This is a genomic window from uncultured Chitinophaga sp., assembly GCF_937898475.1.
GTDB lineage: Bacteria > Bacteroidota > Bacteroidia > Chitinophagales > Chitinophagaceae > Chitinophaga.
Genome location: NZ_CALEJS010000013.1, coordinates 88,616 through 108,553 on the forward strand (window position 1 = coordinate 88,616; position 19,938 = coordinate 108,553).

General features: G+C 50.3%; 16 protein-coding genes. 12 read left to right on the forward strand and 4 right to left on the reverse strand.

From position 1 onward, the window contains the following. Positions 1 to 150 precede the first annotated feature (150 nt). Positions 151 to 3,585 carry a VCBS repeat-containing protein gene (locus Q0577_RS05980; protein WP_298733702.1) on the forward strand — a complete coding sequence of 1,145 codons (3,435 nt, stop codon included), beginning with the start codon at positions 151 to 153 and terminating at the stop codon, positions 3,583 to 3,585. On the opposite strand, the gene Q0577_RS05985 is transcribed toward Q0577_RS05980, so the two are convergent. Beyond that, complete coding sequence (locus tag Q0577_RS05985; protein ID WP_298733703.1) at positions 3,550 to 4,533, reverse strand: acyl transferase; 984 nt, start codon at positions 4,531 to 4,533, stop codon at positions 3,550 to 3,552. The two genes, Q0577_RS05980 and Q0577_RS05985, sit on opposite strands and share 36 nt — an antisense overlap. Before the next feature lie 99 nt (positions 4,534 to 4,632). On the opposite strand from Q0577_RS05985, the gene Q0577_RS05990 reads away from it, so the two are divergent. The 5 genes from Q0577_RS05990 (at position 4,633) to bioB (ending at position 10,007) form a co-directional block, all read left to right on the forward strand. After that, complete coding sequence (locus Q0577_RS05990; RefSeq protein WP_298733705.1) at positions 4,633 to 5,088, forward strand: hypothetical protein; 456 nt, start codon at positions 4,633 to 4,635, stop codon at positions 5,086 to 5,088. 86 nt (positions 5,089 to 5,174) lie between these two features. Further along, positions 5,175 to 6,713, forward strand: coding sequence for an acyl-CoA carboxylase subunit beta (locus tag Q0577_RS05995; RefSeq protein ID WP_298733707.1), 1,539 nt, complete (start codon positions 5,175 to 5,177; stop codon positions 6,711 to 6,713). 6 nt (positions 6,714 to 6,719) lie between these two features. After that, positions 6,720 to 7,586, forward strand: a complete 867-nt coding sequence (locus tag Q0577_RS06000; RefSeq protein ID WP_298733709.1) for a UbiA family prenyltransferase — start codon at positions 6,720 to 6,722, stop codon at positions 7,584 to 7,586. A 129-nt stretch (positions 7,587 to 7,715) separates the two neighbouring features. Continuing rightward, positions 7,716 to 8,816 carry a M42 family metallopeptidase gene (locus Q0577_RS06005; RefSeq protein ID WP_298733711.1) on the forward strand — a complete coding sequence of 367 codons (1,101 nt, stop codon included), beginning with the start codon at positions 7,716 to 7,718 and terminating at the stop codon, positions 8,814 to 8,816. 198 nt (positions 8,817 to 9,014) lie between these two features. Next, positions 9,015 to 10,007, forward strand: a complete 993-nt coding sequence (gene bioB / locus Q0577_RS06010; RefSeq protein WP_298733713.1) for a biotin synthase BioB — start codon at positions 9,015 to 9,017, stop codon at positions 10,005 to 10,007. Positions 10,008 to 10,107: 100 nt separating this feature from the next. Here bioB and aroQ read toward each other — a convergent pair whose 3' ends face one another. Continuing rightward, the gene (gene aroQ / locus Q0577_RS06015) at positions 10,108 to 10,563 is read right to left on the reverse strand and encodes a type II 3-dehydroquinate dehydratase (protein ID WP_298733715.1); all 456 of its coding nucleotides are present in this window, start codon (positions 10,561 to 10,563) and stop codon (positions 10,108 to 10,110) included. A gap of 14 nt (positions 10,564 to 10,577) precedes the next feature. Then, the gene (locus tag Q0577_RS06020) at positions 10,578 to 11,147 is read right to left on the reverse strand and encodes a UbiX family flavin prenyltransferase (RefSeq protein ID WP_298733717.1); all 570 of its coding nucleotides are present in this window, start codon (positions 11,145 to 11,147) and stop codon (positions 10,578 to 10,580) included. Positions 11,148 to 11,186: 39 nt separating this feature from the next. Here Q0577_RS06020 and Q0577_RS06025 point away from each other — a divergent pair, with 39 nt between their 5' ends. Beyond that, a complete protein-coding gene (locus tag Q0577_RS06025) occupies positions 11,187 to 11,783 on the forward strand; it encodes a glutathione peroxidase (protein ID WP_298733718.1) in 597 nt (198 codons plus the stop codon). A gap of 74 nt (positions 11,784 to 11,857) precedes the next feature. On the opposite strand, the gene ytxJ is transcribed toward Q0577_RS06025, so the two are convergent. Beyond that, positions 11,858 to 12,199, reverse strand: coding sequence for a bacillithiol system redox-active protein YtxJ (gene ytxJ, locus Q0577_RS06030; RefSeq protein WP_298733720.1), 342 nt, complete (start codon positions 12,197 to 12,199; stop codon positions 11,858 to 11,860). Between the two features lie 292 nt (positions 12,200 to 12,491). On the opposite strand from ytxJ, the gene Q0577_RS06035 reads away from it, so the two are divergent. The 5 genes from Q0577_RS06035 to Q0577_RS06055 all read left to right on the forward strand — a co-directional run bounded on the left by Q0577_RS06035 (position 12,492) and on the right by Q0577_RS06055 (position 19,922). After that, the gene (locus Q0577_RS06035) at positions 12,492 to 13,850 is read left to right on the forward strand and encodes a Mur ligase family protein (protein ID WP_298733721.1); all 1,359 of its coding nucleotides are present in this window, start codon (positions 12,492 to 12,494) and stop codon (positions 13,848 to 13,850) included. Between the two features lie 145 nt (positions 13,851 to 13,995). Then, on the forward strand, positions 13,996 to 14,769 hold the full coding sequence (locus tag Q0577_RS06040; protein WP_298733722.1) for a 3'-5' exonuclease: 774 nt from the start codon (positions 13,996 to 13,998) through the stop codon (positions 14,767 to 14,769). Between the two features lie 70 nt (positions 14,770 to 14,839). Continuing rightward, positions 14,840 to 15,577 carry a polyprenol monophosphomannose synthase gene (locus tag Q0577_RS06045; protein ID WP_298733724.1) on the forward strand — a complete coding sequence of 246 codons (738 nt, stop codon included), beginning with the start codon at positions 14,840 to 14,842 and terminating at the stop codon, positions 15,575 to 15,577. A 2-nt stretch (positions 15,578 to 15,579) separates the two neighbouring features. Further along, the gene (locus tag Q0577_RS06050) at positions 15,580 to 16,452 is read left to right on the forward strand and encodes a DMT family transporter (RefSeq protein WP_298733726.1); all 873 of its coding nucleotides are present in this window, start codon (positions 15,580 to 15,582) and stop codon (positions 16,450 to 16,452) included. Between the two features lie 284 nt (positions 16,453 to 16,736). Continuing rightward, positions 16,737 to 19,922 (forward strand): TonB-dependent receptor, encoded by a 3,186-nt coding sequence (locus tag Q0577_RS06055; protein ID WP_298733729.1) that lies wholly within the window; start codon positions 16,737 to 16,739, stop codon positions 19,920 to 19,922. The last annotated feature ends 16 nt before the right edge of the window (positions 19,923 to 19,938 follow it).

Consider the following 19,938-nt stretch of genomic DNA (forward strand, 5'->3'; position numbering starts at 1 on the left):
TAGTTTCAGCAGCAAGGTACAAATTAGAAATTAATAATATAAGTAGGTAGGCGGTACTGCACTACCTTACCCGAAAAAGAAGTATCTTAAATACGAACAATATAGGAGCAGATCATCACGAAGCAAACGAAGAAATCAAAGGAAACAAAGATGTCACAGCCAGGCGAAATAATTTATGCAGGCAGCATATCACAGGGTCAGTCCGGATCCTCCCAAGGTCTTCCCTGCCCCTCATTGCGGGGAGCAGCAAAGCTCTTTTTGTTCGCCTTAACCGTTATCCTGTCTGCCTGCACCACCAGGCAAACATCGCCGACCCTCTTCCAACAGCTTCCCTCCTCCTACACCAATATTGATTTCAGCAACGATCTCCGCTACGACGAGCGTTTCAATATCTATACCTACCGCAATTTCTATAACGGTGGCGGTGTAGCCATTGGCGATATCAACCTCGACGGCCTCCCGGATATCTTCTTCACCGCCAACATGCTTCCCAACCGCCTTTACCTCAACAAAGGCAATATGCAGTTTGAAGACATCACCCGGCAGGCTGGTATCCGCAAGAAAGGGAAATGGTCTACCGGCGTCAGCATGGCAGATATCAATGGCGACGGATGGCTGGATATCTATGTATGCAACAGTGGTGACGTACAGGGAGAACAGCGGGAGAATGAACTGTACATCAACAACGGCAACGGCACCTTTACAGAAAAAGCAGGTGAATACGGACTGAACGACCGCGGATTTTCCACCCACGCTGCCTTCTTTGACTATGACCATGATGGCGACCTGGATATGTTCCTCCTCAATAATTCCTTTAAACCCATCGGCCGCTTTAACCTGCACGAAAATGAAAGACATAAGCGCGACTCTGTCGGTGGCCATAAATTCTTCCGTAACGACGGCCATCACTTTACTGACATCAGCGAAGCAGCAGGCATCTATGGCAGCGCCATTGGCTTTGGCCTAGGCGTTACCGTTGGCGACGTGGATAATGATGGCTGGCAGGACATCTACGTATGCAATGATTTTTTTGAACGCGATTACCTGTACATCAACCAGCACAACGGCACTTTTAAAGAATGCCTGGAAGACCAGATGTACAGCATCAGCAGTTCCTCCATGGGCGCTGATATGGCAGACATTAACAACGACGGCGCACCGGAGGTATTTGTAACGGAAATGCTGCCCGAAGACAACGCACGGCTTAAAACCAACACCACCTTCGAGAACTGGGATAAATACCAGCTGAACCTGCGTTACGATTATTATCACCAGTTTACCCGCAATACCCTGCAGCTGAACAACGGCAACAACACATTCAGCGAAATAGGCCGCTTTGCAGGCGTAGCCGCTACAGACTGGAGCTGGGGTGCGCTCATCGCCGATCTTGATAACGACGGCAGAAAAGATATCTTTGTGGCTAACGGCATTTACCAGGACCTTACCAACGAAGATTACATACAATACATCTCCAACGAAACCTTCTTCAAGGAGATAGTGGCAGGTAAAGCCAATTTCAAGAAACTGATAGACCTGATTCCCTCCCGCCCGGTTGCCAGCTACGCCTTCTGCAACAACGGCGATCTTACCTTCACCAACAAAGCGGCCGAATGGGGGCTGGACCAACCGGGATTCAGCAATGGCGCCGCCTATGCAGACCTGGACAATGACGGTGATCTAGACCTGGTAGTGAACAATGTGAACATGCCCTGCTTTATATACCGGAATGAAACCATGCAGCAATACCCCGGGCATGCGTTCCTCAAAGTAAGCCTTGACGGACAGGGTAATAACCGTTTCGGCATCGGCGCCAACGTGACCGTGTACTATAACAATACCATTGCCTGCCAGGAGCAAATGCCCATGCGCGGGTTCCAGTCTACAGTAGATCACCGCCTCAACTTCGGCCTGGGCCGCACCACCGGTATAGACTCCGTTGTAGTGAAATGGCCTGACGGGAAAGCGAACATTATCCACCGGCCATCTCTTAACACGCATATCACCGTAAAACAAAGCGAAGCGCTGCCCGCTCATCATACCACCGTTACACCTGCAGCTACCCTCTTCACAGCCGGCAATAACAACTACGGCATTGATTTTATACACCATGAAAACGAGTTTGCAGACTTTGACAGGGACCGCCTTATTTACCATATGCTCTCTACCGCTGGTCCGCGTATAGCCAAAGGCGATGTAAACAAAGATGGCCTGGAAGACATCTTCATCTGCGGCGCCAAAGACCAGGCAGGCGCTTTATATGTGCAAGGCGCCAATGGTCATTTTAGGCGGACCAACGAAGCCTTGCTGGAAAAGGATAAAGTGAGTGAAGATACAGACGCCCTGTTTTTTGATGCTGATGGCGACGGTGATGCCGACCTCTATGTATGCAGCGGCGGTAATGAATTTGCGCCCGGCGCTGCTGCATTAACAGACCGTTTGTATATCAATGATGGCAAAGGCCTGTTCAGCAAAGCTGCACGGGCGCTGCCCTCCGGTATTTTCGAAAGCAGCAGCTGTGTGCGCGCAGCAGACTATGACGGAGATGGTGACCTGGACCTTTTTGTAGGCGTACGGTTAATACCGCACCAATACGGTTATCCCTGCAACGGATACCTGCTGAACAACAATGGCAAAGGCGTGTTCACTGACCAGACATCCACCGCCGCACCCAGCCTCCTGAAAACAGGTATGATGACAGATGCTGCCTGGACAGACATTGATAATGATGCCAAACCTGACCTGGTATTATGCGGGGAGTATATGCCGGTGCGCATTTTTCATAACCAGGGCGGGCGCCTGGAAGAAATCACTACCGGCGCAGGCCTGGAAAAAAGCAAGGGCTGGTGGAACCGGCTTGCTATAGCGGATGTTAACGGCGACGGCTACCCTGATATTGTTGCCGCCAACCATGGCCTGAACTCCCGCTTCAAAGCCACTGCCGCCAGGCCGGTATGCATGTACACAGCAGATTTTGACAACAGCGGCGCCGTAAAGCAGATCCTTACCTGCTACAATAAAGACACGGCCTATCCCCTGGTATTGCGTCATGACCTTATCAGCGTAATACCTCACCTCAAAAAGAAATACCTGCAGTATGAACAGTACAAACAGCAGCGCATAGAAGATATTTTCACGCCTGCGGAGCTAAACAGGGCCGTGAAGATGGAAGCATACACTCTGCAGAGCGCCGTATTGATCAACAACCGGAAAGGCGGCTTTACCATGGAGCCATTACCGGCGGCGGCCCAGTTCTCACCCATGTATGGCATGGTGGTGGCAGACTATGACGGCGATGGTAAAACTGATATTCTAATGGGTGGCAATTTCTACCAGAGCAAGCCCGAAGCAGGCATTTATGACGCCAGCTATGGCACACTGCTGAAGGGTGATGGCAAGGGCCATTTCAGCGCGCTGACAGCGCAGCAAAGCGGCATTCGTATCCGCGGGGCTGTACGTGATATGACCTTGCTGAAAGCCGGGAACCGCCAACTCCTGCTGGCAGCCATGAGCAACGAAGCCGTAAAAGTGCTGGTTGTTAACAGCCTGCCTTTAACTCACCATCAGGCTGCATCCCCGCAGCGCTGAATTATCCAAACGCCCCAGTACTTCAAAACTGCCGTCGGCATGCAGCCTGCCAATATCTTCCGTGGCAATGAACGCGCAGGAATATACGTTGGCCAGGTCTATTACATTGATCACACCGGACGATTTGCCAGTGAACAGCTGGAAAGGATCATTTTCATCGCGCAGCAGCACCTTCATCCAGGGAGGTGTGTTGAAGATGCCCTCGCCATAGGAATAGGCCTGCGACAATAACTCTGTCATACCATATTCTGCATGTACGGCCGCTACCCCCAGCCGCTCCTGTAAAAAGGCATGCACCTGTGAGCGGGTCCATTCTTCCCTGCGGCCTTTCATGCCGCCGGTTTCCATAACGATGGTATGTTTCAGGGAGAGGCTGTATTTCTCCGCAAAATCGAGCAAACCGAAGGTAACGCCGATGAGCAGGGCCTTTTGCCCGCGGGCTTCCATTTCCTGCAGCTGTGCATACAGCTTTTCATGTTCGTACAGGTAAAAGCCGCTGCCCGCATGCCCGCTGCGGCGGATCATTTCCTGCACCATGACCACCAGCGATGAATGCTGCCGTTCCAGGTAGGAAGGCAGCAATCCTACCACCACATAATCGCTTACAGGGCCGTAAAACCGTTCAAAGGCAGTGATAAAGCTACGCTCATACAGCGCCGCCTCTTTTACCAGGTGGCGGCTGTTCACCGTTTGTGTGGTGCCGCTGCTTTCAAATATCAGCTCCGGCTCAAAGCTGCCGGTGGTAACGGCATGCGTTTTAAAGAACTGTATAGGCAGAAAAGGAATATCGGTAAGGCCATTCACCGTTTCCGGCCGGATGTGCAGGGCATCGGTATAGGCCTGGTACAGGGCGTTATGCCGGTACTGATAACGGAAAAGGTCAAGGGCCGCCGGTTCAATATCCGGCCCCTGCAGGGTAAAAATACGTTCCGGGGACACGCCGTTCATGATCATTTTTAAAAACGGCACAAAGTTACGACCGCCCGGGTAACAAATGGCACCCTAAACGCGTTTATTAATATAAAATAATTAACGTAGGTTTGTTTTATGAAGAAAATACTTCCACTGTTTGCGGTGGCCGCCCTGGTACTGGCTACCGCCTGCTCAAAGGATGATAACCTTGGTACCAAACCGCAGATCAGCTTCAAGTCCTATTCCATCCCATATATTCTTGACAGCCTGGTAGACAACTTTGATGTGACCTTCCAGATAAAAGACGGGGACGGCGACCTTGAAAACCTCTTCTACTTCCTTCCTATCATTGACAGCGACCCTGCTACCGCCACAGATACGGTTTTCCAGTTCCGCCGCATGCCGGATATCGGCACGCACAGAGGTGGCAAGATAGATGCAGAGCTGATCTATAATATGGTAGGGACCGACTTTAAGATCTATAACAGCACCACCCAGCCAGACAGCCTGCGCCTGAAGGTTTTTGTAGTGGATGAAGCAGGCAACAGCAGCGACACCATCCTGACTCCTAAATTGGGTATCGTCAAATAATTACGGAATAAATAACTTAGTTTGTGAAAGGATTCCTTTTTTACAGGAATCCTTTTATTTTTTAGCTTTACCCCTCATTTATACACATGGATAAGATCGAACAACTTCAGGATAAGATAAAGGAAGCAGCCCTGGGCGGCGGAACTGCCCGTATTGCCTCCCAGCATAAGAAAGGCAAGCTCACTGCCCGCGAAAGACTGCAGCTGCTGATGGATGAAGGCTCTTTCGAAGAGCTGGACATGCTGGTGGCCAACCGCAACCGCGGCCTGACCACTGACCAGGAACAGTTCCTGGGCGATGGGGTGGTTACCGGTTATGGCACGATCCATGGCCGCCTGGTATATGTGTTCTCACAGGACTTTACTGTATACGGCGGCAGCCTTTCTGAACCGCATGCCCGCAAGATCTGCAAGATCATGGACCTTGCCATGGAGAATGGCGCACCTTTGATAGGGCTGAACGACAGCGGAGGCGCCCGCATCCAGGAAGGGGTGGTAAGCCTGGGCGGTTATGCCGACATCTTTTACCGCAACACCCGCGCATCCGGTGTGATACCGCAACTGTCTGCCATTATGGGGCCCTGCGCCGGCGGGGCAGTGTACTCCCCCGCCATTACAGACTTCATCCTGATGGTTGAGCAAACCTCCTATATGTTCGTTACAGGGCCCAACGTGGTAAAGACCGTTACCCATGAAGAAGTAACGGCAGAGGAGCTGGGTGGCGCCCAGACCCATGCCAGCAAGAGCGGGGTAACCCATTTTGCCTGCGCCAACGAAGTAGAATGTATTCAATACATTAAACGGCTGCTCACTTATATACCGCAAAACTGTGAAGAAAATGCGCCGGTATATCCCTATGAGCCCGTCAATGAGCAACGCGAGCCGCTGAACACGATCATCCCCCTGCATCCCAACCAGCCGTATGATATGAAGGAAGTGATCGAACAGATCGTGGATGCCGGGAGCTTCTTTGAGGTACACAAGGATTTTGCAGAGAACATCATTGTAGGGTTTGCCCTCATTGCCGGCCGCAGCATTGGTATTGTAGCCAACCAGCCCGCACACCTGGCCGGCGTACTGGATATACACGCCTCCGTTAAAGGCGCCCGTTTTACCCGCTTCTGCGATGCTTTCAATATTCCTTTGCTGGTGCTGGTAGACGTACCGGGTTTTTTACCCGGTACAGACCAGGAGTGGAACGCCATCATCACCAACGGAGCCAAACTGCTGTATGCCCTGAGCGAGGCTACCGTACCCAAGATCACGGTAACCACCCGTAAGGCTTACGGTGGCGCTTACTGCGTTATGAATTCCAAACACATCGGGGCCGACCTGAACTTCGCATTCCCGCAGGCGGAGATAGCCGTAATGGGCCCGAAAGGCGCCGTAGAGATCATCTTCAAAAAAGAAATAGAGACCGCCCCCGATCCGGAGGCGCGTATGAATGAACTGGTGGCAGAATATACTGAACGGTTTGCCAACCCATACCTGGCAGCAGAAAAAGGATATATTGACGAAGTGATCATGCCTGATCAGACCCGCATAAAGCTCATCAAAGGTTTTAAGATGCTCGAGAATAAAGTGATAAATATGCCCAGGAAAAAACACGGTAATATACCTTTGTAATGCACTATGCGAGCATTTTTTAACTTCTTCATCTTCAGTTCCGTCTATATCGCCCTGTGTGCCTTTCTGATGATCTGGCAGACAGACAGGGTCCTTGGACTGCAATGGGACTGTCAATCCTATGCTGACTATTTTAATTACTATGCTTTTGCTTTCTTTTCCACCATCTGCAGCTATAATTTTCACTGGTACCTTACACCGGCAGATTATTCCACCTCAGAGCGCATCCTCTGGGGCGCCCGGCATAAAACGCTGCAGCTGGCACTCTGCGCCATTGGCGCTATAGGCGCGCTGTATTTTGCCTGGTCGTTGAAACACCACTGGCTGCCCCTGAGCGGCGGCGCTGTGCTCACCTTCCTGTACTCAGCGCCCAAACTGCCGCAGAAAGCCTTTGTGTGGCTGAGAAAGATCGCCATTGGCAAAACCGTGTTCCTCACCTTTGTGTGGATGTACGTCACCTCCGTATTACCGGTACTGATCTCCTGCTCGCCCATTACACCGGCAGCCATCTATTTTTGCCTGCACCGCTTCTTCCTGATCTACGCCATCTGCATTCTCTTTGATTACCGCGACGTGGAATCAGACAAACAACAAGGCATCCGCAGCCTGATTACCTGGCTGCCTGCCAACCAGCTGTTCCGTATCTACTACTTTTCCCTGGTGCTGGCCGCAGCCACAGCGCTGCTACTTCTGCCGCACAGCTCCCTCCCGGTAGTGGCCACCCTGCTGGTTCCCGTCATCATCACTGCCCTGCTTACACGCAATGCCCGCTATAACCGGTCCGACTATATGTACTATTTCGTACTCGACGGGCTCATGATGTTGTCAGCCTTACTACACCTGATGCTCAGTTTGAAGTTTGAGGTTCGTTAGATGTTGGAGGCTTAATTAGTGTCCCGCCACACATCACGAACCTGTAACCTTCAACGAACTTCAAACCTCAAACTTCAAACTTGAAACGTTGAACTTTTCCTATTTTTGCCTGATAATAATCCGTTGATCATGGCTAAAAAGCAAAAATCCATACTGACGAAAGAATCACTGGCTTTTCTGAAAACATACCTGAACAATCCCTCTCCCACGGGGTTTGAAAAGGAAGGGCAGAAACTGTGGCTGGAATACCTGAAGCCTTATATTGACGAGCATATCGTGGATCCTTATGGCTCTGTAGTAGGCATTATCAACCCGAAAGCACCCTTTAAAGTGGTGATAGAGGCACATGCCGACGAAATATCCTGGTTTGTGAACTATATCTCGCCGGAAGGTTTGATCTATGTGATCCGCAACGGCGGCTCTGATCAGCAGATAGCCCCTTCCAAAAGGGTGAACATACATACAGAAAAAGGTATTGTAAAAGCAGTGTTCGGCTGGCCGGCCATCCATACCCGTAACCGTAACCCGGACGGCAAGGAGCCACAGCCCAAAGTAGACAATATCTTCCTGGATTGCGGGGCCCGCTCCAGGAAAGAAGTAGAAGACCTGGGCATTCATGTAGGCTGCGTGATTACCTTTGAAGACGGCTTTGAAGAACTGAACTATGATTATTTTGTATGCCGCGCCATAGACAACCGCATCGGCGGCTTTATGATCGCGGAAGTGGCCCGTATGCTGAAAGAGAACAAGCAGGAGCTGCCTTTTGGCCTGTACATTGTGAACGCCGTACAGGAAGAAGTAGGTTTAAGGGGCGCAGAAATGATTGCCAAGCGCATTAACGCCAACGTGGCCATCATTACAGACGTAACACACGACTCTACCACACCCATGATCAACAAGAACGTGGAAGGCGAGATCCGCTGTGGCAACGGCCCCAGCATCACTTATGGTCCTGCCGTGCACAACATCCTGCGTGACCTGATCATCAAAACGGCCAAAAAGCAGGACATTCCCTTCCAGCGCCACGCCGTAAGCCGCAGCACCGGCACCGATACCGATGCCTTTGCCTATACTGCCGGCGGTACACCATCCGCCCTTATCAGCCTCCCGCTGCGCTATATGCACACCACCGTGGAAATGGTGAAAAGGGACGATATTGAAAATACCATTTCCCTGATCTATCATACATTACTGAATATCACTCCTAAAACAAACTTCCAATACTTGTAGAACGTCAAGTTCCATAATCCAGATTCCAAAATCTGAACTTCAAAGGAGGGAAGATGAACAGCCTGGACCCGGAATCTGGAACCCGGTCCTCCGAATTTGGAATCTGGAATCTGGATTTTGGAATCTGGATTTTGGAACCTGGAATTTGGGATTTGAAATATAAACTTGTAGGTTTGCTTCCTATTAAATATTACCATTATGCAAGATGTGCAGATCCGTCATGACTGGACCATTGAAGAAATAAAGGCAATTTATAATACACCGCTGCTGGAACTGATGTACCGTGCAGCTACCATCCACCGCCAATACCAGGCAACTGCAGAAGTACAGGTTTGTACCCTGCTGTCTATCAAAACCGGCGGCTGTTCTGAGGATTGCGCATATTGCCCTCAGGCCGCCCGCTACCATACCGACATCAAAGTGCACGGCCTGATGAAAAAGGACGAAGTGCTGGATTATGCCCGCAAAGCCCGCGAAGCCGGTTCTACCCGCTTCTGTATGGGCGCCGCCTGGCGTGAAGTGCGGGATAACCGCGACTTTGACCGTGTACTGGACATGGTAAAAGGTGTGAACGAGCTGGGAATGGAAGTATGCTGCACACTGGGCATGCTGACGGAAGACCAGGCTAAAAAGCTGGCAGATGCCGGGTTATATGCCTATAACCACAACCTGGATACTTCCGACGAATATTACGGTGAGATCATTACCACCCGCACCTATGACGACCGCCTGAAAACGCTGGATAACGTACGTAAGGCAGGCGTAAGCGTATGCTGCGGCGGTATCGTAGGCCTGGGTGAAAGCCATGAAGACCGCATCAAGATGCTGCACACCCTCTCTACCCTGCCTAAACACCCTGATTCTGTGCCCATCAACGCCCTGACCCGCGTAAAAGGCACCCCCCTGGAGCATATGCCCAAGGTTGAATTCTGGGATATGGTACGCATGATCGCCACCACCCGCATACTGATGCCGGGCGCTATGGTACGCCTCAGCGCCGGACGTGCGGAAATGAGCATCTCCGAACAAGCCATGTGCTTTATGGCCGGCGCCAACTCCATCTTTACCGGTGAAAAGCTGCTGACCACAGACAACCCCTCCTTTGAACAGGACCACATGATGTTCGAACTGCTGGGCCTCAAAGCCAGGGAGGCGTTTAAAGACGAAAAAGCTACAGCAGAAGCCTGCTGAGAATTAATACCGAATGAATAATTAATAATTAATAATGCCGGCACCAATACGGTCTTAGCACTTTATAGGGGTTCTTCAGCAATTGCTAATTATTAATTATTCATTTGTCCCTACCAATTAACCCCACACCACTCCCATTGCCGCCCAGAAAGTACTGCACCCCTAAAGCATACCCTTTCATACCCAGGCCACAAATGCTGCCTGCACATTTGGGGGCGATCAGGGAAGTGTGCCTGAACTCCTCGCGGGCATATACGTTACTGATGTGTATTTCTATCACGGGGGTTTTAATGGCGGCGATGGCATCGCGGATAGCAACGGAGGTATGGGTGTAGCCACCTGCATTCAACAGGATACCATCTGCTGAAAAGCCCTGCTCATGCAGCTGATTGATGATCTCTCCTTCCACGTTGCTTTGGAAATAGGTGAACTGAACTGCGGGAAATTGCTTTTGCAGTGCGGCGAAATAATCTTCAAATGATTCACTGCCATAGATACCTGGCTCGCGTTTACCCAGCAGGTTGAGATTAGGTCCGTTTATAATGACGATATGCATATTATAAGTTACTATTAAACTATCTGGTCCCCCCAACGGTACGTATCCTGTTCAATTCCCGCCAGGTCCAGTACCCGATCTGTTACGGTGGCTGCTACCGCCTCCAGGCTGGCGGGCTTGCTGTAAAAAGAAGGAGTTGCCGGGCAGATGATACCACCGGCTTCCGTAAGGGTAAGCATATTGCGCAGGTGCATCAGGTTGTAGGGCGTTTCCCTTACTACGCAGATCAGTTTGCGGCGTTCTTTCAGCACCACATCGGCGGCGCGGGTGATCAGGTCGTTTGAAACACCGGTAGCAATGCGGCCCAGGGTTCCCATAGAGCAGGGACAAATGATCATGGTGTTGAACTGGCCGGAGCCGCTGGCAAAAGGTGCATGGAAATCCTGCTGGCTGTAGAAGCGGAAAGGCAGCTGCTCATAGCTCCTGTCTTCCAGCTCTGTTTCCCACACCGTTTTGGCGTTCTCTGTCATCACCACGGCCACGGTGTCAATCTGTACGGCCGCTGCCTGCAGCTTGCCCAGCAGTTGCCGGGCATATATGGAACCGCTGGCGCCAGTAACAGCCACTACTATACGATGCTTCATTATTTTGTATATGTAGTGCAAACTTAGGAAATTTGACTTATGACAGGCAGACAATCTTTTCTACAAAAGTTCTATCCGTTGATCATGCGCTTTGCGCGCACATTAGGCAAAAAGGGCCGCATACTGCAAAACAGGCAGGAACAAAAGCCGCGGGTGGCCTTTTCCACCCTCACCATGGTGAGCAATAAAGGCGATATGATACCCATGAGTCAATTCAGCGGCAGGCACCTCCTGCTGGTGAACACCGCCTCTGATTGCGGCTATACGGCGCAGTATGCCGAGCTGCAGGAGCTCCACGAACGCTTTCCCCAACTGGTGATCATCGGGTTTCCGGCAAATGATTTTAAGGAACAGGAAAAAGGAGATGATGCAGATATTGCCCGTTTCTGCCAGCTGAACTTTGGGGTCACCTTTACGCTGGCAGCCAAGAGCAGTGTATTGAAAGGTCCGCAGCAGAACAACATCTTCCGCTGGCTTACAGACCCGGGTCTTAATGGCTGGAATCACCAGCAGCCTGAATGGAATTTCAGCAAATACCTGGTAAACAGTGACGGGATGCTGACACACTATTTCGGCCCGGCAGTATCTCCGCTTGGCAAAGAAGTACTTGGGGCAGTAGGTGTAATTAGCCGTTAGCTATTGGCTGTTAGCTGTTGACATTTGCTTTAATGCGAGCTGGCAGCTGGTAGCTAATAGCTAGCAGCTGACAATCAGGAGCCAACAGCTAATAGCTGTTCTCTCAGTTCATCCATTGAAATGCCGCTGTGGCTTTGATCGTACACACATGCTCCATTACGGATAAGCAATACCTGCGGCGATTCATGCTCAACCGCGTACTCATCAGCAATCCTGTTGGAGATGGAACGATGCCTGATCAGATCGAGATAATAGAAGTTTAGTCCCTGCGGGGCGCCGTCACGCTCAAGGCGTGCCTTTACCATAGCGCTGACAGCACAGCGGGTACTGTGCTTAAAAATAACAACGGGCTCTTGTGCCGATACTGTCCTGATTTCTTCCAGTTGCGATTCGCTATCCAGCGTGATCCAATTCATTTAACACTCCTTCGCTTTTTGCGCGGGAGCCGATTTAGAGATCTTCATCGGGCATCCCAGTTTCGAATGCGTTGCACACGATGTGAATAAAACCGCAAAGATACAAACAAGGCCGGCAACGCCCAACATTTTAAAACGAGCAGTCATGACTGGAAATTTAGATAATAATTGAAAATTCATAGGGAATAAATAATCTCTTTGTTTAATCGTGCTTTGTAACGTTACTTTGCAAATATAAAAAATATATTAAAAGAAAACAAAATATCACCTTCAGACCTTTCTCCTGACTATTATGAAAGTTCACTTTATTGCTATTGGCGGCAGTGTTATGCACCAGCTTGCCATTGCATTATACCATAAAGGGTACCAGGTTAGCGGCAGTGACGATGAAATTTATGAGCCCGCGCTCAGTAACCTCGCAAAGGTAGGCATTTTACCCGGTTCAATCGGCTGGGATGCCTCCCGTATCACCCCCGACCTGGATGCCGTGATCCTCGGCATGCATGCCCGGGCAGATAACCCGGAACTGGTACGTGCACAGGAGCTGGGACTGAAGATCTATTCCTTCCCGGAATACATTTACCAGGAAAGCCTGCACAAAACCCGCGTGGCCATTGGCGGCAGCCACGGTAAAACCACTACCACCGCCATGATCATGCATGTACTGCAGGCCCGGCAGCGTGCTTTTGACTACCTCGTGGGTGCCCGCCTGGAAGGCTTTGCCCAATCCGTAAACGTAACTTCCGCTCCGCTTATTATATGCGAAGCCGATGAGTACCCGGCCTCTGTCGTGGAAAAACGCCCTAAATTCCATTTTCTCCATCCCCATATTGCCGTGCTCACCGGTATAGCCTGGGACCATATAAACGTATTTCCCACTTTCGATATCTACCTGGAACAGTTTGCCATCTTCATCCGGCAGATGGAGGCAGGCAGTACCCTGATCTATAACAATGCAGATGAAGAGCTGCGCAGGCTGGTGGCAAAGGAAGGCGCCCATCTGAAACTGGTGCCCTACAACCTGCCTATCAATATCATCAAAGACGGCATTACCCGGGTGTATTTTGATGAAGGCTTTGCAGACCTGCAGGTGTTCGGCGCTCATAACCTCCTGAATATGCATGCCGCCAAACTGGTGTGTAATGAACTGGGCATCGGGGATGAGGAGTTCCTGGAAGCGATAGCCAGCTTTAAAGGGGCCGCCAAACGCCTGGAACTGGTAGGACGGAATGCACACTGCGCCATTTACCGCGACTTTGCACATGCGCCCTCCAAGGTAAAGGCCACCATCCAGGCCCTGAAACAACAGCAACCGGAGCGGAAGCTGATCGCCGTACTGGAACTGCACACCTACAGCAGCCTGAATGCCGGCTTTATGAGCCAGTACAAAGACGCTATGGAGGCTGCAGACGAGGCAGTGGTATTTTACAGCCGGCACGCACTGGAAATAAAGCGGATGCCTGATCTGGACCCGCAGCAGATCATGAAGGGATTTGGGAGGAATGACCTGCACGTGTTCAATAAACGCGCTCAACTTGAAAACTTCCTGGACGTACAGCACTATATCAACACTAATTTGTTGATGATGAGCTCTGGCGACTATGAAGGATTGGATGTAAATTCGTTAAAAAAATATCTAACAATAAAGTAGTTTGAGGTGGAATGTTTGAGGTTTGAAGTTCGTTTAGATGTTACAGGTTCAACAGCAGTGGCATACACTAATTTTTGACCACTAACATCTAAACGAACTTCAAACCTCAAACCTCAAACTTCAAACAATCTTTCAAACTTTAAAAATGCCCACTTTACAACTCAACAGGCCCCTGGCCGTTATTGACCTGGAAACCACCGGCACCAATGTAGCAACAGACAGGATCATTGAGATCGCGATCGTGAAAGTGTTCCCGGACAGGACCACGCAATCAAAGGTGAAACGTGTTAACCCAGAAATGCAGATCCCCGCTTCTTCTACCGCTATACATGGTATTACAGATGAGCACGTAAAAGATTGCCAGACCTTTAAACAGATGGCGAACGAAATGCGCCAGTTCCTGGATAACTGTGATATAGCAGGCTATAACTCCAACCGCTTTGATATTCCCATGCTGGTGGAAGAATTCTTACGGGCAGGGCTCGAGTTTGATGTATCCAACCGCAAATTCATCGACGTACAGAAGATCTTTCACCTGATGGAAAAACGCACGCTGAGCGCCGCTTATAAATTCTATTGCGACAAACAATTGGAGAATGCACACAGCGCGGAAGCCGATGCGCTGGCCACCTACGAGATACTGGAGGCCCAGCTGAACAGGTACGATACCCTGCGGGCCGATGTAGAAGGCCTGGCTGATTTTACCCGCGAAGAAGAATATATTGACTTTGCCCGCCGTATGGTGATGCAGGGCGGTAAGGAAGTGTTCAATTTCGGTAAATATAAAGGCCGCCCGGTACGTGAAGTGCTGAAAATAGAACCCCAGTATTACGACTGGATGATGAAAGCTGATTTTCCGCTGAACACCAAACAAAAACTAACAGAAATTTATCATAGTATGATGTTAAAAAAAATGTAATATTTTTTAGGAACATCCTATCTTGCGCCCTGATTACACTATTTTCGCAGTCCAAAATAATGTTCGCTGATTGGAAAAGCTTGTCATAATACCTACGTACAATGAGAAGGATAATATCCGCAAGATCATTGACGCTGTGTTTTCCTTGCAGCAGGGGTTTCATGTGCTTATCATAGACGATGGATCGCCGGACGGAACGGCTAACATCGTGAAAAGCTTGCAGCAACAACACCCCGGAGAACTGTTCCTGGAAGAAAGGAGCGGCAAACAGGGGCTGGGTACTGCGTATATACACGGCTTTCGCTGGGCAATAGCCAGGAATTACGATTATATTTTTGAGATGGACGCCGATTTCTCCCATAACCCGGCAGACCTGATACGCCTGTATGAGGCCTGCGCAGTGGGCGGAGCAGATATGTCCGTAGGATCCCGCTACGTAAAGGGCGGCCGCACCGAGAACTGGCCCTGGGACCGTGCCGTGCTCTCTTACGGCGCTTCCATCTATGTGGGCATCATTACCTGGATGCCTGTACGAGACGCTACAGCCGGTTTTGTCTGCTATCACCGCTCCGTACTGGAAGCCATTAAATTTGACGCTATCCAGTTTGTGGGATATGCGTTCCAGATAGAAATGAAATTTACCGCCTGGAAACTGGGCTTTAAAATAAAAGAAGTACCCATCACCTTCAAAGACCGCAAGGAAGGCTATTCCAAAATGAGCAGGGGCATTGTGAAAGAAGGTATACTGGGCGTACTGAAAATTCAACTGCAAAGCCTTTTCCGCCGGTACGAAAAAAGACATAGATAAGTTTGAAAAAAGCATTCCTCCAACTCCATCTCTCCGTTTTCCTGGCCGGCTTTACCGGCATCCTTGGAAAGCTGATCACGCTGAATGAGGGATTGCTTACCTGGTACCGTTTACTCATCTCCGCTGTTACATTATACCTGTTATTCCTGTGGCGCGGCATGCTCAGAAAGCTGCCTGTCCGCGATGTATTGAACATTGGCGCTAATGGCCTGATCATTGGCCTGCACTGGATCTTTTTCTACGGCAGCATCAAATATGCCAACGTATCCATCGGCGTGATCTGTTTTTCGCTCACCAGCCTGTTCACCGCCATCTTTGACCCGCTGATCAACCGGCGCAGGTTTGAAGTAGTGGACGTGCTCCTTAGCCTGCTCACCCTTTGCGGCATACTGCTCATTTTCCATTTTGACACGCAATACCGCACCGGTATTATACTGGGTATTATATCTTCCATGTTTGCCGCCCTGTTCACCGTATTCAACAAAAGGCTGCTGCAACGTTTTGATACTTATACCGTTGGTTTTTATGAGCTGCTGATGGGAACCTTGTGTGTGAGTGCAATACTGCCTTTCTACCTGCGCGCTTTTCCGGTGGTGTCCCTTCTCCCCTCCTGGAAAGATACGGTTTACCTGCTGGCGCTTTCGTGGGCCTGTACCATCTGGCTCTATGCGCTGAACCTGAATGCGCTGAAAAAGATCTCCGCCTTCACCGTCAACCTCTGCTTCAACCTGGAGCCGGTGTACAGCATACTGCTGGCCTTTCTCCTTTTCCAGGAAAACAAATACCTCAACCTTTCGTTTTATGCAGGCCTTTTCTGCATTGTATTATCAGTAGTGCTGCAAATGATGCGCGTGATCAGGTTGCACCGCCGGTAACAATGAATTAATTTATACTTTCTGGCAAACATTTGCTAATTTTCAGGAGTAGAGAGTAATTGAACCTATACGTACTATGTAGCTATACCTCCAGTAAGCTCCATAATTTTTTATTGTAACGCACGCATCATTCGCCTGCTGTAACATATAGGCAGTGAACAATAACATGCTGTACTGTACGCAGCCCGCTATAACCGTAGCGCGGGATCGTCCTATGCATGCAAACCCGGGGATAATGATTTCATATATGCAACTTGTTATTTCAAGAACCAAAATCTAACTGTATGCAGACACGCAAAATCCTTTCTTTGCTCGCATTATTATGCGGGCTGGTCACCTGTGCATGGGGACAAAAGATCAGCGGGACCGTCTTTGACAAAGGCACCCGGCAGGCCATTATCGGCGCTACTGTTTCGGTAGACAAAACACATGGCACCGTTACCGACGAAAAGGGACAATTTACCCTCCAGGCGCCGCCTGGCACCGCTTCACTGCAGGTGTCCTTCATCGGGTACAAAACGCAAACCATCATCCTGAACGGTTCCGGCAACTATGACGTACAGCTGGAAACAGACGGGCGCTCCCTCGAAGAGTTTGTGGCCGTAGGCTACGGCACCCAGCGAAAGGTGCATCTCACCGGCGCCGTTACCACCGTGGATGTGAACAAAACTTTCACGAACCGTCCGCTTACAGACCCCAGTAAAGCCCTGCAGGGTGTGGTACCCGGACTTACCATCACCTACGGCAACGGCGGTCTTACCACAGGACCTGCCATCAATATCCGCGGCATCGGCTCCGTGAACGGCAGCAGCCGCCCTTTAATACTGGTAGACAACGTGGAAACCAGTGATCTCACCCTCATCAACCCCAGCGATATAGAAAGCGTATCCGTATTGAAAGATGCCGCCTCCGCCTCCATCTACGGGGCGCGTGCCGCATTCGGGGTAGTGCTGATCAAAACAAAATCAGGCTCACGGAACATGCGGACCACCGTCAGCTATTCCAACAACTTCTCATGGAACACTTATACCAAACTGCCCGACTATGCAGATCCGGTAAAAGAGCTGACCGGTATTATCGAAGGCGCACAGCGTTCAGGCGTTACCGATCCTGAGCTGTTCGGCATGAAACTGGCTACCCTCCGAGACGGCATTGCCAACTGGCAAAAGAACTATGCCAATAACCGCACCAGCAACGAAATGGTATTGGGAGAGGATTTTGAAAAGAATGCAGACGGACGCCTGTACTTCTACCGCGTATGGGACGTGAAGGATATGATGCTGAAAAAGTGGACGCCGCAGCAGATCCACGACATCAAGATACAGGGCGGCAGCGAAAAGATCGGCTACTACCTTTCTGCAGGTTACAGCCAGCAGGGCGGCATCATGAAAATGAATCCTGAAAACCTGAAGAAGTATAACATTATCGGCGGCCTGGACGCCTCCGTTACCAAATGGCTGGATGTAAGGGCCCGTATGCTGTACCGCAATTTTGAATATGAGTCTCCTTATAATTACCAGGCCTACTGGTATTATATGATGCGATGGGGCTCCTATTTCCCTTACGGTACTTACCAGGGTAACTACTTCCGCCACGTACCGGCCTACCTGGCGGGAGCGCAGACAAACTCGGTGCAGGGTATTTACCAGCGTATAGACTTAGGCGCCACCATCAAAATAAACAAGCATCTGAATATACGGGCTGATTATACCATCGGCCGTGATAACTCGCTGCGTCACGAAGTGGGCGGCCCCATTATGGCATGGGATTTCTGGGGAAATGGCAACCTTGCAAATATTGCCAGCGCTTCTCAGAATGACGTGGAATACGGCAACGGAAGGTACAAGGTCAATACGCTGAATGCATATGCTACCTATGAAAGAACACTTCCGGGTAAGCATAAGATCAAATTAATGGCAGGTATCAATGCCGAAGAAAACGAGTCCCTTAATTTCACCGCTAACAGTCTTGGATTGCTGGATCCTACCAAAGGTGAGCTGGATCTGGCTACCGGCGCCAAAACCGTAAGCGGCAGCCACCTGAATGACGCTTATGCAGGCTATTTTTCCAGGATCAACTATACCTACAAAGATAAATGGATGCTGGAGCTGAACGGCCGTTACGATGGTTCCTCCGCCTTTCCCAATAATGATAAATGGGCATTCTTCCCCTCCGGCTCCGTAGGTTACCGCGTTACAGAAGAGCCTTTCATGCAAAGTTTCAAACGCACCCTCAGCGATATGAAGCTACGCGCTTCTTACGGTACACTGGGTAACCAGGATGTTGGCGGTAAATATTTTATTCCCCAGATGCCGGTAGTAGGGAATATGTACTGGGTTACACCGGATAACATGATCGCACCGGGCATCGGGGCGCCGTCGGCAGTAGCACAATCCCTCACCTGGGAAAAGATTAAGATGCTCAACGTGGGCACAGACATCAGCCTGTTCAACAACCGTATAGGCCTTACCATAGACTGGTTTGAACGCAACACCACCGGTATGCTTACCAACAAGGGTGTAGGCGCTACCTTCGGTACCACCGCCCCAAGAGTGAACGATGGCGACATGCGCACACGCGGCTGGGAGATCAGTATAGACGGTAGCTATAATATCACGCCCGATCTGGCGGTATATGGCATTGCGACACTGGCCGACAGCAAATCTACCATCACCAAATGGGATAATCCTTCCATGCTGCTGAACCAGAACTATACGGGCAAAACCATCGGAGAAATATGGGGCTTTGAAACAGACCGCTATTTCACCACGGATGATGATATGGACGATAAAGCGTCTGTTCCCGATCAGAAAGCCCTGGCGAACGGTAACTTTGTATACGGTCCCGGTGATGTTAAATACAAGGACCTGAACGGCGACAGCGTGATCAACGGTGGTAAGGCAAGTGCGCTGGATCATGGCGACCTGAAGGTGATCGGTAATAGCCTGCCGCGTTACCAATACAGTTTTCGTATAGGCGGCAGCTGGAAAAACTTTGACCTCGACATTTTCTTCCAGGGTGTTGGTAAACGCGAGCTTTGGGGATGGGGCGATGTAGCGCTTCCCCTGTACAGGGGATCGGATATCCTGTATGACCACCAGCTGGATTACTGGACAGAAGACAATACTAACGCAAAGTATCCCCGCCCATACGCAGGCAACGCCACCGGTAAGATATCCGGTTTGCAAAACGGCGGCAATAACTTTTACCCGCAAAGCAAATACCTGCTGAACCTCGCCTATCTGCGACTGAAGAACCTGACACTTGGCTACAGCTTCTCACCGGAACTGCTGAAACGCATACACCTGCAGAAACTGCGTGTATACGTAAGCGGTCAGAATATCGCGGACATTATCTCACATGTAGGCATCCCGCTGGATCCTGAGATCACCACCGGTGAATCAGATTTTATCGGGCGCACCTTCCCCTTTCAGCGCAGCTACTCTTTTGGCTTACAAGTGATCTTCTAACCGCATTAAAATCATT